The following is a 15,342-nucleotide window of genomic DNA, read 5'->3' as shown; positions in this document are numbered from 1 at the left end:
AGTTTCAAGTACCCAGTGCCCAGGGCCGGTCGTCAGGCCGGGCGGATCATTCGATGCGGATGGAAAGCTGCTCCCGGATCATGGGCATTCCGGCGTGCAACTCGTCATCCATTTCGCGCCGCGTGAGGACCAGAAGCTGGACGGCATCGATCAGGTTCTCCCGCGCCTCGTCCAGCGTATCGCCCTGCGTCATGGCGCCGGGAATCTCCTGCGCCCACGCGATCCAGCCTTCCGGAACCTGCTGAAAGATCGCGGTCACCTGCAATTCCATCCAATCGCTCCCGCAAAGTAAGACCGAGTGCCCAGCGCCGAAACCGGCACTGGGCACTTGAACCTGGGACGCAGCACTCACGCACTGACGCACCCAGCACTCACGCACTTCCGTTATCCCAGATTCACCCACACGCTCTTGACCTGCGTGTACAGGTCCAGCGCGTGGCGGCCCAGTTCGCGGCCGTACCCGGACTGCTTGTAGCCGCCGAAGGGCGACGCGGTGTCCAGGTTGTGGTACGTGTTGATCCACACCGTGCCGGCGCGCAGCCGGTGCGCGGCCACGTGCGCCTTGCGGACGTCCTTGGTCCACACGGCGGCGGCCAGCCCGTACTCCGTGCTGTTGCCGATCTCCAGCGCCTCGTCCATGTCGGAAAAGGTCTGCACGGCCAGCACCGGCCCGAAGATCTCCTCGCAGGCGATGGTCATGCGCGAGGTGACGTCGCCAAAGATGGTCGGGTTGATGAAGTAGCCCGCCTTGCCGTTCACCTCCACGCGGTCGCCGCCCATCAGCAGGTTGCCGCCTTCGTTCTTGCCCTGTTCGATGTAGCCCATCACCCGGTCCATCTGCTCCTGCGAAACCAGCGGCCCCAGGCGCGTCTTGGGATCCAGCGGGTCGCCCGGAACGAAGCCTGCGGCGCGCTTCAGCAGCTTTTCCACGAACTCGTCGCGGATGCTCTCATGGACGAGCAGGCGCGAACCGGCGGTGCAGGCCTGGCCGGTGTTGTAGAAGATGGCCATGCTGGCGCCGCGCACGGCCGCGTCCACGTCGGCGTCTTCCAGGACGATGTTGGGGCTCTTGCCGCCCAGCTCCAGCGAAACGCGCTTGAGCGTGTCAGCCGCCTGCCGCTGGATGATCTTGCCCACCGCCGTGCTGCCGGTAAACGCGATCTTGTCCACCTGCGGATGGGCGACCAGCGCGGCGCCGGCGTCCTCGCCAAAGCCGGTGACCACGTTCAGGATCCCCGCGGGGAGCCCGGCGGACGAGGCGATGCGCGCCAGTTCCAGCGCGGTCAGCGACGTCTGCTCGGCGGGCTTGAGGATGACGGCGTTTCCGCAGGCCAGGGCGGGGGCCACCTTCCACGCGGCCATCTGCAGCGGGTAGTTCCACGGGATGATGGCGCCGCACACGCCCACCGGTTCCCGCCGCGTGTAGTTCAGGTAGGGGCCGGGGACGGGGATCACGTCGCCGTCGATCTTGTCGGCCCAGCCGGCGTAGTAGCGGAAGCAGTCGATCGACTCCTTGATGTCGATCATCCGCGCCTCGCGCACGGGCTTGCCGTTGTCCATCGTTTCCAGCCGGGCGAGCTCGTCGGCGCGCTCCTCCATGGCGTCGGCAATGGCGTACAGCAGGCGGCCGCGCTTGCGGGCATCCAGCTTCTGCCACGAGTCGCTCTCAAACGCTTCGCGGGCGGCGTGCGCGGCGCGGTCCACGTCCGCGGCGCCGCCCTCGGCCACCTGCGTCAGCGTCTCGGCGGTGGCGGGGTTGATGGTGTCGAACGTCCTGCCCGAGGCGGCGTCCTGCCACTCGCCCCCGATGAACAGCCGTCCCGGCTGAATCTCCAGCGTCGCCGTATCGCTCATGTTCCCGTGTGTTTGAACGTGCCAGACTGCCGTCCCGCCGAAGCGGGGTGATTGTTTCGCGATGATGGACACGATAGTACTGCGCCGGACCGCCGCGAGCCACCAGCGGGCGGGATCTCGTCCGGGCGACAAAAGCCGGGATCGACCGTGCCAGCCGCATGCTGAGGCACCCCTCTCCCCCCAGCCCCCTCTCCCGCAAGCGGGAGAGGGGGAGCTGTCCGGCGCGGGCGACGAGGCGCGGTGTGCGCCCGAAGCTTGCCCTCACCCGGCCCCTCCGCGTGCAAACAGCCGCACGGAGAGGGGAGACTTCACACCGGAACCGTCGGCCCCGGTGCGGTTGAAGCCCCGAACCGGACGCGCCAGCGGCTGGTGTCGGGGTTCCCGCGGTTTGAGCGGCGGATTCATTCGCTCAAGACAGCGTGAGCACGCGTCCACCTCCGCTTCGCGCACCAGACCACCCGCCTCCAACAACCCTCCTGCCCTTCATCCCCCAAACGAAAACGAGGCCGGGCCACCCGCAGCCCGGCCCCGTTCCTTTCCCCGAGCTTACTTGCCGGTGAAGTGCGGCGTGCGCTTCTCCACGTAGGCGTTCAGCCCTTCCTTGGCGTCCGACGAGTTGAACAGCAGCGCCTGCAGTTCGCGCTCCAGCGCCAGACCCTGCTCCAGCGGCAGTTCCGCGCCGCTCTGGCAGGAACGCTTGATGTTGCCCACCGCGAACGTCGCCTTGTTGGGGCGGGTGAACTGCTTGGCGTACGCCATCACCTGCTCCAGGAAGCCGTCGCGGCTTTCCGAATCCAGCACCTGGTTCACGATGCCCATGGCCGCGGCCTGGTCAAAGTCCAGGTTGTTGCCCTGAACCATCAGCTCAATGGCCTTGCTGGTGCCCACCAGCTTGGTCAGGCGCTGCGTGCCGCCCGTGCCCGGAAGCACGCCCAGCGCCACCTCGGGAAGGCCGATCTTGCCGGCGCCGCGCCGCGCGATGCGCAGGTCCGCCGCCATGGCGATCTCCAGCCCGCCGCCCACCGTGTGGCCGTTGAGCGCCGCGATCACCAGCTTGGGCGTGTGCTCCAGCTTGAGCAGCGTCTCGTTGGCGTGCAGGCAGAAGTAGTACTTCCAGGTGGGATCGGCCTTCTGCAGCATGTTGATGTTGGCGCCGGCGCAGAAGAACTTGTCGCCCTTGCCCGTGATCACGATCACGTCCACCGTGGCGTCGAACCGCGCGCGCAGGATGGCCGCGTCGATCTGGCGCATCATCTCGTGCGTGTACGTGTTGGCCGGGGGATCGTCCAGGGTGAACAGGGCGACGCCGTCGCTCACCTCGTAGTGCACCAGCGTCTGGGTCTCGGTCGGCACGTCAGCGGACAGCGTGGCCATCAGGTCTGCTCCGGTTCAAAGAAAGTTAGCGAAAATGACAAAATCGGCGGCGCCGCGCACGAGTGCGCGGCGCTACCAGATGGACGGGCGCTCTTCGCCGGGAGAGGTTTCGCGCGCCAGCGCCGGCACCGCGGCGTTGTCGGGCGCGTAGCCCTCCACGAAGATGCGGTACATGTCGTCCACGATGCGGTCCACCGGCACGTCGCGCTCGGCGCGGTGCCAGTTGTACAGCCAGTTCATCATCCCGAACATGGCAAAGGTCGCCACGCGCGCATCCAGGTCGCCGGCCGGGCGGATCTCCTGCAGGATCTGCATGGCCGTCTCGGTCAGCCTGCGCTTCTTGGCGTTCACCCGGCGGCGGAAGTCGCCCGTGAGCGCCTCGGCCTCGTGCGAAAGCACCTTCATCTCCGCCGTGTTGGCGACGAAGTAACGCAGGTGGTTCTCCATCAGCAGCCGCAGCCGGCGGTGCGGCTCGGCCACGCCGTCCAGCAGCCGCTCCAGGTGGTCCAGCAGCGTTCCGAACGCGTGGTCCTGGATGAGGAAGAGAAGCTCTTCCTTGCTGTTGAAGTAGTAGTACAGCCCCGATAGGCTGACCCCCGTGGCCCGGGCGATGTCGCGGATGCTGGCCTGGTGGTAGCCCTTCTCCGCAAAGATCTGCGCGGCGGTGCGAAGAATGCTTTCCAGCTTTTCGTCGTACGCGCTTCTCTCGTCCGTCATCGAGCGTGTGGCCTCCGGGTCGGGCATGTCGAACGTCCGTCCGCTAACCTATCCCGCGCGCGGAAACGGTGTCAAGCACGCCGGCCGGCTTCCGCTTGACCATCTGTCACGACTTCGTATAGCTTGCGGTTCTCCCCCGTACGGCCGTGGTCCCCCCGAATCCCGCCGCATGCCCAACCCCCTCCGTTCGCGATTGCTTCTGGCGCTGGCCCCCCTGCTGGCGCTGGCCGCCTGCCAGGACGGCCCCACCGGGCCCGGCTCGTATGTGCAGTTCGCGGGCGGCACCGAGTGGGTGGCCGTGGCCGAGCCCGTGGGCATGGCGCGCGCGGACACCTGGCTGCGCTACGCCGCGCCCGGGTCGCCGGCGCGGGACGGGGTGCGCGGGCTGCACGCCGCCGCCGGCCGGGCGCGTGCCGCGGGGCGGGTGGAGGAGGCGCTGGCGATGGAAGACCAGGCGCTGCTCCTGGCGGCCGGTTCGGTGAGCCGCGCTCCGGACCCGCGCCGGGTGCTGGAGCCGCTGGCCGCGCTGGACGCGTGGACGGACCGCGCCCGTGAGCGGATGGAGCACGGCCGCTACCCCGCGCTGGATTCCGCCGCTGTCTCTGTGGCGGCGCGCGCGGATTCCGCCCGCGCGGCGCTTTCCGCCCGCGACACCTCCGCCGCCGTGCTGCTGATTGCGCGGGGAACGGTGGCCGCGCGGGGGCAGGGGCCCATGGCGGTGGGGCTGCGGCTGCTGGCCAGCGCCGAGGCGCGGCTGGCCGCCGGCGGGGCGGGGCAGAACGGGGCCCGCGCGCGCCGGTTGCTGGCCGGCGCCCGCGAAGGGCTGGCCGGGGGAGACAGCATCCGCGCCCTGCGCCGGGCCGTGTACGCGCTGCAACTGCTGGACGCGCCGCCCGCGGCGGGACTGGTTGATTCCGCGCCGGCTCCGCGTTAGTTTTGCGCCGCGGGCCCGGATGGCGAAATGGCATACGCAGCAGACTCAAAATCTGCCACCCGTGAGGGTTTGTGGGTTCGAGTCCCACTCCGGGCATCAGGCGGCCCGCTCCACATGACCGTGGGGCGGGCCGCTTCCGTTTTCTCCCCTCCGGCTTTTTTACAAGAATCAACACGTCACGGCCCGCCGTGCGCGCGATCCGGGCGTTTCATGCGCTCGTGTGCCGGCGCATCCGGTAGAAACAATTCCCACCGTTTGCCGACGCGGCGCGTGCGGGATTGGCGCATCCGGCCCGGTGCGGCCCGCGAGGGCGGGAGCGGCTCCGTCATCTGCCCGTGACCGGGCGGCAGGGCTTCACTGATACGTTGCGCCACCGCTCAGGAACCGCCAAGCCCTTTGGTAGCAAGAGCCTGAGCATCTGCCTCGCGATCTGCGACAGTTGACGGGATCAGGGTTCCTCGATACATTAGCCGGGTTCCGCCGCGGTTTCCCATCCCACCTCCGCGCGGCATCTTCCCGTCCACGCCGATCCCCATTCGGACATGATTCGATCCACGCGCCTCACCTGCGCCGGATTGCTGCTCGCCGTGCTCGCCGCGTGCGACAGTGACGGCGGCCCGCTCACTCCGGAAACCCGCCCCACCACGCCCTCGACCGTGGTGGCGCTGGACTGCAAGGTCACCGTCAAGCCGACGGCCACCTTCGGCTGCACGCCGTCCGCCCCCACCGGCGCCGGCAGCGCCGCGGTGATCGTGGGCAACCAGAACACGTACGTGAAGCTGCAGGCCAGCAACCTCTCCAACGACGAGGGCACGGGCATCTTCAGCTTTGACGCCACCGTGCAGAACCTGCTGATGCAGTCGCTGGGCACCACCAACGGCACCACGCTGGATCCGGAAGCCATCAAGGTATTCTTTCACCAGGGTCCCACTTCCACGGGCGCGGGCTCGGTGTCGGTGTTCAACGCCACCGGCAGCGACGACTTCACCGGCGAGAACCAGCCGTACTTCCAGTACGACGAGGTGCTGTCGCAGAATGAAGTGTCCCCGGCCAAGAACTGGCAGTTCCAGGTGTCCGGCGGCGCGACGGGCTTCGTGTTCAAAGTGTATGTCCGCGCGCAGGTGCAGTACCCCGAGGGCTTCATCACGCTGGCGCGCTCGCGCGACACGCTGGTGGCCTCGGACACGGTGAAGGTGTCGGCCACGGTGTACAACGTGGTGAACAACCCGGAGGCCAACCAGTCGGTCACGTGGTCCAGCAGCAACACCGGCGTGGCCACCGTGGACGCCAGCGGCGTCATCACCGCCGTGGCCCCGGGCAGCACGCTGATCTCGGCCGTGTCGGGGTCGCGCACCGCCTCCATCCCCGTGGCGGTGTGCTACAACCTGGCCGTGGGCGAAGTGGTCTCCACCACCATGCCCGGCGCGTCCAACCTGTGCATCGCGGGCGGCGGCGCCGGCGCCGAGTTCACGTACATGCCGGTGAACCTGGCCACCTCGGGCGCGCTTTCGCTCACGGTCACCGCTACGGGAACGGGCGCCGTCACCGGCCCGCCGTCGCCGTCGCTGCTTCCGGGCGGCCTGCCGCGCCTGAACGCCACGTCCGACGCCGCGCTGCAGCAGAACGAGGATCTGCACATCTCCATGATGGAGCGTGACCTGCGCGACGTGTCCACGGTGATGCGCAAGCCTTCGTCGCTGGTTCGCCGTGGCGCCCGCACGGGCGGAGCGCGCCGCAACATCACCATCGGCGTGCCGACGGTGGGCGACATCATGAACCTGAACACCGTCAGCGGCTGCAGCGGAACGCGCGGCGACCGCGCGGGCATGGTGCGCTCCGTCGGCCAGCACATCATCATCGTGTCCGACACGTCGAACCCGGCGGGCGGCTTCACCACGGCGCAGTACGACAGCATCGCGATGGAGTTCGACACGCTGGTGTACGCCACGGACTCCGTCGCCTTCGGCGCGCCGGCGGACCTGGACGAGAACGGCCGCGTGATCGCCTTCTACACCCGCGCGGTGAACGAGCTTTCGCCCCCCGCGTCGTCGTCCGTCGTGGCCGGCTACTTCTCGGCCCGCGACCTGTACAGCTCGGCCCCCGGCTCGTGCACGCTGAGCAACGAGGGCGAAATGTTCTACATGCTGGTGCCGGATCCCACGGGGGTGGTGAACAGCAACGTGCGGACGGTGAGCTACGTCCGTGGCGGCACGGTGGGCACCATCGCCCACGAGCTGCAGCACCTGACCAACGCGTCGCGCCGCATGTACGTGAACGACGGCTTCACGCAGTACGAGAGCGTGTGGCTGAACGAGGGCCTCAGCCACATCGCCGAGGAACTGATGTTCTACCGCGCGTCCGGAATGTCGCCGCGGCAGAACGTGGCGGCGGGCACCAACGCGGTGTCGGGCATTCAGCTCAACAGCAAGCGGGTGGCCGCGTACAACACGTACGCCAGCGCCAACTTCGGCCGCCTGCGGACGTGGATGCAGCGCCCCGACACGTCGGGCGCCTTCAAGGGCAACGACGTTCTGGCCACGCGCGGCGCCGTGTGGGCCTTCCTGCGGTACGCGGCTGACCGCAAGAACGCCTCGGACGCCACCCTGTGGTACGATCTGTCCAACTCGCAGCAGGCCGGCCTCACCAACCTGGCCACCGTGCTGGGTGTGAGCCCGCAGGAGTGGGTGCGCGACTTCGATGCGGCCATGTACACGGACGACGCCGTCACCGGGGTTTCGCCGATCTACACGATTCCCAGCTGGAACTTCCGGTCGATGCACCAGATCCTGTACGGAAGCTACTCGCTGCAGGTGCGTGCGCTCACCAGCGGAGTGCCGCTCACGGTGAACCACTCGGCCGGCGGCGGCACCACGTACCAGCGGTTCAGCGTGGGTGCCAGCAAGTTCGGCAAGGTGACGGCGCTGTCGGGCGGCGTTGCGCCCACGACTCCGTTCGCGCTGTCGATCGTGCGCACCAAGTAGTCCCGGTCGATCGCGCGGCTCCGGCCGCGCGACCGGCTCCTCAAATCGGCCCGTCCGGCAATCGCCGGGCGGGCCGTTTTCTTGGTGGATGGATCGCACGCGTGGCGCCGTGTGTTCTCCGCTGGAGCAGATGAATCTGCCGCAACAACGGCGGAAAGCGTTACCATACTGCCGTGAGGCTTCACCTGCGCGAACCGGCGGGTACGGCGCCGGACTTCATCCATCCGCATGACTGGCCACAGGCTTCTGTGACAAGCGAGGTTTGCAGATGAGCAGTCGCGGAGATCGGCTGCCGGCGCTCCGCGCGGGACTGGCGGCGGCGGGGGCCGCGACGATGGTTCTGGTGTTGGTGGCGGCGGTCTTTGGCGGGTTCAGGCCCGCGGTGGAGGCGCTGGCGGGTCTGCTCGCATGGCTGGTGATCGTCGGGATCGTGGTGGGCGTGGGGCGAAGGAATGGGGTGCTCGCACTCTGGCTGCTGCTGGCCGCCATGTGGGTCTGGATCATGATCGGCCTGCAGTCCTACGCGGCGCCGCTGCACATCCGGCTGCTGCTGGCCGCTCCGGAATGGTTTCGCCCGTTCGCCCTGCTGGCGCTGCCGCTCGCGGCGGTGACGGTGTTCTCGCTTCGCCAGAACACGTGGGACCGGCGCGGGCTGGTGCCCGTCGCGGTCGCGGGTCTGGCGTGGACCGGGCTGTTCGCGGTGGCGGAATGGGTGGCCTCCTACGCGTCCGACGTGGGCGGCGCGAATCCGCGGCACCTGGGCATCGTCCTGTGGGGGTTCGGGACGGTGTGGCTGCTCTGGCCGGTATTGGCGCTCGTCTGGGGTGTGCGCCGGAGCCTTGCGAGGTGAACGGTGGATCGAGATCCGCGGATGCGAGAAGCCCGGCACCTCCGCGAGGTGCCGGGCTCCGTTGCTCAAAGTGAATCGGTCATGAGAGCATTCATCACCGGCGCCACGCGCCTCGGCACAGGTTGGGCGATGCGGGCAGGTTTTGGGCGAGTCATTGTGGGCCTGCTGCTGCTTTCCGGGTGTGCGAGCCCCCATGCCCGGAACGGGAAAGAAATCACACGTACGACAAAAGAGTTTCTGCGGGCTGCTGCACGCGGCGACACACTGACTCTGCGTGGGTTGTCCCAAGGGGACCAGCCAAGGCGGTTTGCTGGCCTGCACGGCAGCCGTCGCGCGCTGCTGTTGGACGCCGCCAATGGATTGAAGCTTCGGGGTCTGTACCCGGGGAAGCGGGACTCCCGCATGCTGGCCTTCTTTTCATTCACGTCCGATGGAGCTGTTGAAAAGCTGTCCGTTTCGGTCAGACCCGTTGCTGAATCCTGGGTTGTCACCTCCGTGTTCCTGGACAGCGAGTTCTGAGAGCACCGGCGATCTCCGTGGTGTTTCGTACGCCGCCCCGGAGCAGGGAACGACGGAGCTCGAGTGGATGGGCGGTGCGATTCAGCGCGACAGAGAGCCCGCGACGGGCCTGCGCCTCTGTCAAATCAGCGGTGATTTTCAGGAGCGAGGACGAGGAATGCGTTCACGATCGGCTGTTGCGCTTTGCGCGGGCATGCTCATGGGTGGCTGCCTGGGACGCCGGAATCCAGAATGCGCTGCTCCTGATGGACAGCCCGGTTCGATCCGGATCGTCCAGGGCGCACCGTATCGAGAGGCGGGCGAGGGAATGGGGTCTCTGGTGATTCGCGCGACCCGGGTCAGGGATCAGACCGCCGGCTTGCAGAAGGTCATCGTCTCCCTGCATGCGGATCCCCGGGTCTCGAATCCGGATGAGTCTCTGCGGCGGTCAGGGATGGATGGGGCGGGAATCGTTCGATGGGATTCGATTCCTGCGGGAACGTACGGTGTTTTCGCCCGGGCCATCGGTCACGACGGGCTCCGTGGCCGCATCGTCGTCCGGGCTGGTCACGTGGACACGGTTCAGGCCGCGCTGCGTGGCCGGACACGTTGCGCAGCGCCGAACTCCGGCGGAGTCCCGCCGCCGCGTACTGGCCTGCTTGAGTGGGGCCCGTCTGATCATCCAGAGATCAATGCGGGTTCCTGAACGCGTGCGGTCCGCAGCTTCCGGGTTGAGGTTCGGGCGTCCGTGGCGGTTCCATCTGCTGATCATCTTTTGAGACGGCGTGACTCGTGTCTGTTCGTGCCCCGCGTCCGATGCGTTGACACAAGAAAGCCCGGCACCTCGCGCGAGGTGCCGGGCTTTCTTTCTGTTCGATGCGGACCAGGTCGGGTGACGATGAGGATCGACCGGGCTCCGCTTGGGACGACGAGGATCGCCCGGTGTGGATCAGCCGATGCCGAAGAAGCGGATCAGCGCGGCGCTCAGGGTGATGAGGACGATGAGCGATCCCGTCACCGTCGCGATCACGCGTCCGCCCACCTTGCCCAGCACCCGCACGTCCACGCCCAGCCCCAGCGCCGCCATGGCGATCACCGTCATCCACCGCGACACCTCGCGCACGGGCCCGGCGACCTCCGCGGGGATGAGGCCGATCGAGCGAAGCATCGCCAGCACCAGGAAGCCGGTGATGAACCAGGGAATGAGCGATCCGGCGGACAGCTTGCGTTCGCCGATCTTGCGGTTGCGCAGCGAAAAGAAGACGACGATGGGGCCCAGCAGAAGCACGCGCACCAGCTTGACCAGCGTGCCCACCTCGCCGCTCAGCGCGCTGACGGGAAAGGTGGCGGCGATGACCTGCGGCACGGCGTACACCGTCATCCCCGCCAGCGCGCCGTACTGGTAGTCGCTGAACGCGAGGACGGGAATCAGCAGCGGCAAGCCGAGGACGACGATGACGCCCAGCACGGCGGTAAAGGCGATGGACGACGCCACGTCCTCCTTGTCGGCCCCGATCACCGGCGCCACGGCGGCGATGGCCGAGTTGCCGCAGATGGCGTTTCCGCAGGCGATGAGCGTGGCCAGGCGCGGGTTCAGCCCCAGCGCGCGCCCCAGCCCGTACGAGGCCGCCAGCCCGCCCACGACCACGAGGAGGATGGAGATGACGAGCGGTGCCCCGGCGCTCAGCAGCAGCGGCAGGTTGACGGACGCGCCCAGCAGCACGATGGCGATTTCAAGCACCTGCTTGGCGGCGAGCTTGATCCCCGGCTCCCAGCGCGGCCCCGGCTTCCACGCCGTGCGCAGCAGCATTCCCAGCAGAATGGCGAGAACGATGGCCTCGACGATCGCGTGGCCGAAAAGGCGTTCTTCCACCCCCTGAAGGGCCCATGCGGCGACGGTGACGGCGGCGGCCAGAAGGAGGCCGGGGAGGGGAGCGGACCAGCGGCTGCGAGTGTCGGACACGGCGATGCGTAGTGGGCTGCGCGGGGCAGGCACGGAGATTGACGGGGCGCGGCTGCGGCAGGGGCGGCGAACCGCCCTTCACCAGGACCGGAACGTAACCCACATGCTTCAGGAAAACGAGCGCAGCCTGATTGAGAAGCGGCTGCTGGACGAGCGCAAGCGCGCGCAGGACTCCATCGGCCACTTCGACGAACTGTCGGACGAGCTGCGGGACCGCACGGGCGAGCTGAGCGGCATGGACCAGCACATGGCCGACTATGCCACCGAGCAGCACGAGCAGGAGAAGCAGTTCCTGATGGCCAGCGTGGAGGGGCGCCGGCTGTACGCGCTGGACGAAGCGCTGGAGCGGCTGTACAAGGAGCCGGAGCAGTTCGGGCTGTGCGACGTCTGCGGAAAGCAGATCGAGATGGCGCGGCTGGAGGTGATTCCCGAGACGCGGCTGTGCGCGGAGCACGCCATCGCCCGCGACGAAGCCTCCGATGCCGACGCCGACCCGCGCGAAGCCGACGGCACCGCCCACCCGGCCTGATTTTCTGCCACTGGCGGCCGGCGCCCCCTCCTTTCCGGCGGCGGCGCGCCTGATCCACCCAACCACGATCGCCGTGAGCAGACCTGTCTGCTCACGGCGATTCGCGTGGCGTGCAATCCTCGCGGGCGGGTATGGCGCGGAACCCTCCGCCGGCGCCCAAGTCTGAGGCGCAGGAAGGTACCGCGCGGCGCCTCTCTCAACAACGTGACGTTCGCCGCCATCACCGCGACCCCGCGGCCGGCGCACTGACGCACTCACGCACCCCGCACTCACGCACTTCCGTACTCCCTACACCTGATCCCCCAGCATCGCCTGCAGCGCCTCCCGCGCGCGCATCACCCGCATCTTGAGCGCGCTCACCCCGGCGCCCAGCATGCCGGCCATTTCCTCGTAGCTGCGTCCCTCCACGTGCTTCATCAGAAACGCCTCGCGCTGCCCCTCCGGCAGCCTGCCCAGCGCCTCCACGATCACGCGGCCCGCCTCGCCCGCCTCCAGCGCGCGCAGGGGATCGGCCGAACCCGGCGCGGCCACGTCCTGGTCGGTGAGCGACACGTCGCGGCGGCGGCGGCTCTTGAGCCAGTCCTTGCAGCGGTTGCGCAGAATGCGGAACAGCCAGGCCGCGAACCGGTCCGGGTCGCAGGTGCCCAGCCGGGTGTACGCCTTGACCAGCGAGTCCTGCACCAGGTCGGCGGCCGCGTCGGCGTCGCCCACCATCCCGAAGGCATGGCGGTACATGGTATCCTGGTACCGGCGCACCAGGACCTCGTATCGGCCGGTCTGGCCGTCCAGAACCATGCCTACCAGTTCCGCGTCGCTCGCCGACTCCAAAAGCGTTGCCGTCCGGGGAAGAAAAAGTGCGCGCGCGTGAGTGCTTCCGCATCCTCCGCGCCGCTGGCTGCGCGCTTGCGGGCCCTGGGGGCCCTTGCTATGTTGCCGCAGTTCCGCTGGCCCGGACCATGCTGCGCACAACGCGCGTACCGGCCAGCGGTGGCCGGAATGTACTTTCGCAATTGCGTCCGAGAAAGCTGAAATGGCTGCCAAGGGTCTCGAGGGGGTCGTCGTCGCGCAGTCCCGCCTGAGCGACATCAACGGCGAGGTGGGTGAACTCATCTACGCGGGGTACGATATCGACGACCTCGCACGCAACACCACCTTCGAAGAGGTGTGCTACCTGCTGTGGAACGGCGAACTGCCGACCCCCACGCAGCTGGAGGAGTTCAGCGCGCATCTGCGCAAGCATGCGACGCTGCGTCCTGAAGTGGTGGAAATGATCCGCAACTATCCCACGGATGCGGATCCCATGGCCGCCGTGCGCACCGCGGTGTCGGCGCTGGGCATGTTCGACCCCGACGCCGATGACATCAGCATCGAGTCGGTGCGTCACAAGGCCATCTTCCTGACCGCGCAGACGCCGGCCATCGTGGCGGCGTACGAGCGCGTGCGGAACGGCAAGGAGCCGCTGGATCCCAAGCCGGACCTGGGCTTCGCGGCCAACTTCCTGTACATGCTCAACGGCGAGGAAGCCAACGAAACCCGCGTCCGCACCATGGACGTGGCGCTCGTGCTGCACGCCGAGCACGGCATGAACGCCTCCACCTTCGCCGCGCGCGTCACCGCCGGCACGCTGGCCGACGTGTACAGCGCCGTCACCTCGGCGCTGGGCACGCTCAAGGGCCCCAGCCACGGCGGCGCCAACGTGGAGGTCATGAACATGCTCCGCGAAATCGACGAGAGCGGCGAAGACCCGGGCGCCTGGGTCCGCAACGCGCTGTCGGGCGGCAAGAAGGTCATGGGCTTCGGCCACCGCGTGTACAAGGCCACCGACCCGCGCGCCACCGTGCTGCGCGAACTGGCCGACAAGATCATGGCCGAGGCGGGCGAAACCCGCTGGCTGGACCTGTCGGACCGCATCCGCGCCGTCATGGCGGAAGAGATGGAAAAGAAGGGAAAGAAGATCTACCCCAACGTGGACTTCTTCTCGGCTTCGGTCTACAGCACGCTGGGCATTTCGATGGACCTGTTCACGGCCGTGTTCGCCATCGCCCGCATGCCGGGGTGGACGGCGCACCTGCTGGAGCAGTACGCCGACAACCGGCTCATCCGCCCGGGCTCGGACTACATCGGGCCGCGCGACCGCAAGGTGACGCCGCTCTCGGAGCGCTGATCCGGCGGCTTGCACCGCTCTTCCGGGGCGCGGCGGAACCCCCGCCGCGCCCCGCTTTCGTTTCGGCGGGGACGTACCCGTTCCCGCACTTCAGACCACGCACTTTTCCGTGAGACGCACCATGGCGAGCGACCAGCGGCCGTCCGTCCCCACCGACGGCGAGCGCATTACCATCAGCGGGACCACGCTCAGCGTTCCCGATGCGCCCATTCTTCCCTTCATCGAGGGCGACGGCACGGGGCCCGACATCTGGGCCGCCTCGCAGCCCGTCTTTGACGAGGCCGTGCGGCGTGCGTACGGCGGCAAGCGCCGCATCGTGTGGATGGAAGTGCTGGCGGGCGAAAAGGCCTTCAACCAGACCGGCGACTGGCTTCCCTCGGCCACGCTGGACGCCTTCCGCGAGTACCTCGTCGGCATCAAGGGCCCGCTCACCACGCCCGTGGGCGGCGGCATCCGCTCGCTGAACGTGGCGCTGCGCCAGGAGTTGGACCTGTACGCCTGCCTGCGCCCCGTGCGCTGGTTCGAGGGCGTGCCGTCCCCCGTGAAGCGCCCGGGCGACGTGGACATGGTAATCTTCCGCGAAAACACGGAAGACATCTACGCCGGCATCGAGTTCGAGGAAGGCACCGAAGACGCCGCGAAGTTCCGCGCGCTGCTGCAGGAGCAGTTCGGCCCGCGCTACAAGAAGGTGCGCTTCCCCGAGACGTCCGGCTTCGGCATCAAGCCGGTGAGCCGCGAGGGCACGGAGCGGCTGGTGCGCTCGGCGCTGGACTATGCGCTGGCCAACAAGCGCAAGTCGCTGACGCTGGTGCACAAGGGGAACATCATGAAGTTCACCGAGGGCGCCTTCAAGACGTGGGGCTACGAGCTGGCCGAGCGCGAGTACGGCGACCGGGTGTTCACCTGGGCGGAGTACGACCGCATCAAGGACGCGCAGGGCGAGGACGCCGCCAACGCGGCGCAGAAGGAGGCGGAGTCCGCCGGCCGCATGGTGGTCAAGGACAGCATCGCCGACGCGTTCCTGCAGCAGATCCTTACGCGTCCGCGCGACTACGACGTGATCGCCACGCTGAACCTGAACGGCGACTACGTGAGCGACGCGCTGGCGGCGCAGGTGGGCGGCATCGGCATCGCGCCGGGGGCCAACATCAACTACCTGACCGGCCACGCCATCTTTGAGGCCACGCACGGCACGGCCCCCAAGTACGCCGGCAAGGACCAGGTCAACCCCGGCTCCGTCATCCTCAGCGGCGAGATGATGCTGCGCTACATGGGATGGACCGAGGCCGCGGACCTGATCGTCACCGGGCTGGAAGGCGCCATCCGCCAGAAGACGGTGACGTACGACTTCGAGCGGCTGATGGAAGGTGCCACCAAGGTGTCGTGCTCGGAGTTCGGCCGGAAGATCATCGAGAACATGGGGTAGGGAGGGAAGTGCTCACGGACGAAAAGTGCGTGAGTGCGGGGTGCGTGAGTGC

13 protein-coding genes and 1 tRNA gene are annotated in these 15,342 nt (G+C 68.2%); 8 read left to right on the top strand and 6 right to left on the bottom strand.

Annotation, left to right across the window (positions count from 1 at the left end; genetic code table 11):
• Window positions 1-46 precede the first annotated feature (46 nt).
• From HNQ61_RS22715 to HNQ61_RS22700, 4 genes are all read right to left on the bottom strand, one after another.
• Window positions 47-271: a type II toxin-antitoxin system HicB family antitoxin gene (locus tag HNQ61_RS22715; RefSeq protein ID WP_205762231.1), complete on the bottom strand. Its 225-nt coding sequence runs from the start codon at window positions 269-271 to the stop codon at window positions 47-49.
• Between the two features lie 113 nt (window positions 272-384).
• Entirely contained in the window at window positions 385-1,854 is a 1,470-nt protein-coding gene (locus HNQ61_RS22710; RefSeq protein ID WP_170040036.1) for an aldehyde dehydrogenase family protein, read from the bottom strand.
• A 546-nt stretch (window positions 1,855-2,400) separates the two neighbouring features.
• Window positions 2,401-3,228 carry an enoyl-CoA hydratase/isomerase family protein gene (locus HNQ61_RS22705; RefSeq protein WP_170040034.1) on the bottom strand — a complete coding sequence of 276 codons (828 nt, stop codon included), beginning with the start codon at window positions 3,226-3,228 and terminating at the stop codon, window positions 2,401-2,403.
• Window positions 3,229-3,300: 72 nt separating this feature from the next.
• The gene (locus HNQ61_RS22700) at window positions 3,301-3,945 is read right to left on the bottom strand and encodes a TetR/AcrR family transcriptional regulator (RefSeq protein ID WP_170040032.1); all 645 of its coding nucleotides are present in this window, start codon (window positions 3,943-3,945) and stop codon (window positions 3,301-3,303) included.
• Between the two features lie 169 nt (window positions 3,946-4,114).
• Here HNQ61_RS22700 and HNQ61_RS22695 point away from each other — a divergent pair, with 169 nt between their 5' ends.
• The 5 genes from HNQ61_RS22695 (at window position 4,115) to HNQ61_RS22675 (ending at window position 9,229) form a co-directional block, all read left to right on the top strand.
• Window positions 4,115-4,879: a hypothetical protein gene (locus HNQ61_RS22695; RefSeq protein WP_170040030.1), complete on the top strand. Its 765-nt coding sequence runs from the start codon at window positions 4,115-4,117 to the stop codon at window positions 4,877-4,879.
• Window positions 4,880-4,892: 13 nt separating this feature from the next.
• A tRNA-Leu gene (locus HNQ61_RS22690) sits at window positions 4,893-4,975 on the top strand.
• A 446-nt stretch (window positions 4,976-5,421) separates the two neighbouring features.
• The gene (locus HNQ61_RS29325; protein ID WP_170040028.1) at window positions 5,422-7,860 is read left to right on the top strand and encodes an Ig-like domain-containing protein; all 2,439 of its coding nucleotides are present in this window, start codon (window positions 5,422-5,424) and stop codon (window positions 7,858-7,860) included.
• Between the two features lie 268 nt (window positions 7,861-8,128).
• Entirely contained in the window at window positions 8,129-8,710 is a 582-nt protein-coding gene (locus HNQ61_RS22680; RefSeq protein ID WP_170040026.1) for a hypothetical protein, read from the top strand.
• Between the two features lie 81 nt (window positions 8,711-8,791).
• Window positions 8,792-9,229, top strand: coding sequence for a hypothetical protein (locus HNQ61_RS22675; protein ID WP_170040024.1), 438 nt, complete (start codon window positions 8,792-8,794; stop codon window positions 9,227-9,229).
• Between the two features lie 928 nt (window positions 9,230-10,157).
• Here HNQ61_RS22675 and HNQ61_RS22670 read toward each other — a convergent pair.
• Window positions 10,158-11,171 (bottom strand): putative sulfate exporter family transporter, encoded by a 1,014-nt coding sequence (locus HNQ61_RS22670; protein WP_205762229.1) that lies wholly within the window; start codon window positions 11,169-11,171, stop codon window positions 10,158-10,160.
• A gap of 4 nt (window positions 11,172-11,175) precedes the next feature.
• On the opposite strand from HNQ61_RS22670, the gene HNQ61_RS22665 reads away from it, so the two are divergent.
• The gene (locus tag HNQ61_RS22665) at window positions 11,176-11,700 is read left to right on the top strand and encodes a TraR/DksA C4-type zinc finger protein (RefSeq protein WP_205762227.1); all 525 of its coding nucleotides are present in this window, start codon (window positions 11,176-11,178) and stop codon (window positions 11,698-11,700) included.
• A 288-nt stretch (window positions 11,701-11,988) separates the two neighbouring features.
• Here HNQ61_RS22665 and HNQ61_RS22660 read toward each other — a convergent pair whose 3' ends face one another.
• A complete protein-coding gene (locus tag HNQ61_RS22660) occupies window positions 11,989-12,495 on the bottom strand; it encodes an RNA polymerase sigma factor (protein ID WP_184430773.1) in 507 nt (168 codons plus the stop codon).
• 235 nt (window positions 12,496-12,730) lie between these two features.
• On the opposite strand from HNQ61_RS22660, the gene HNQ61_RS22655 reads away from it, so the two are divergent.
• Both HNQ61_RS22655 and icd read left to right on the top strand, forming a co-directional pair.
• Window positions 12,731-13,864: a citrate/2-methylcitrate synthase gene (locus tag HNQ61_RS22655; protein WP_170040016.1), complete on the top strand. Its 1,134-nt coding sequence runs from the start codon at window positions 12,731-12,733 to the stop codon at window positions 13,862-13,864.
• A 121-nt stretch (window positions 13,865-13,985) separates the two neighbouring features.
• A complete protein-coding gene (icd, locus tag HNQ61_RS22650; protein ID WP_170040014.1) occupies window positions 13,986-15,290 on the top strand; it encodes an NADP-dependent isocitrate dehydrogenase in 1,305 nt (434 codons plus the stop codon).
• Window positions 15,291-15,342: the final 52 nt, after the last annotated feature.

Origin of the sequence: Longimicrobium terrae (genome assembly GCF_014202995.1) — a bacterium.
GTDB classification, from domain to species: domain Bacteria; phylum Gemmatimonadota; class Gemmatimonadetes; order Longimicrobiales; family Longimicrobiaceae; genus Longimicrobium; species Longimicrobium terrae.
Note: the sequence above shows the minus strand (reverse complement) of the source record. Positions and strands in the feature narration are given on the sequence as shown.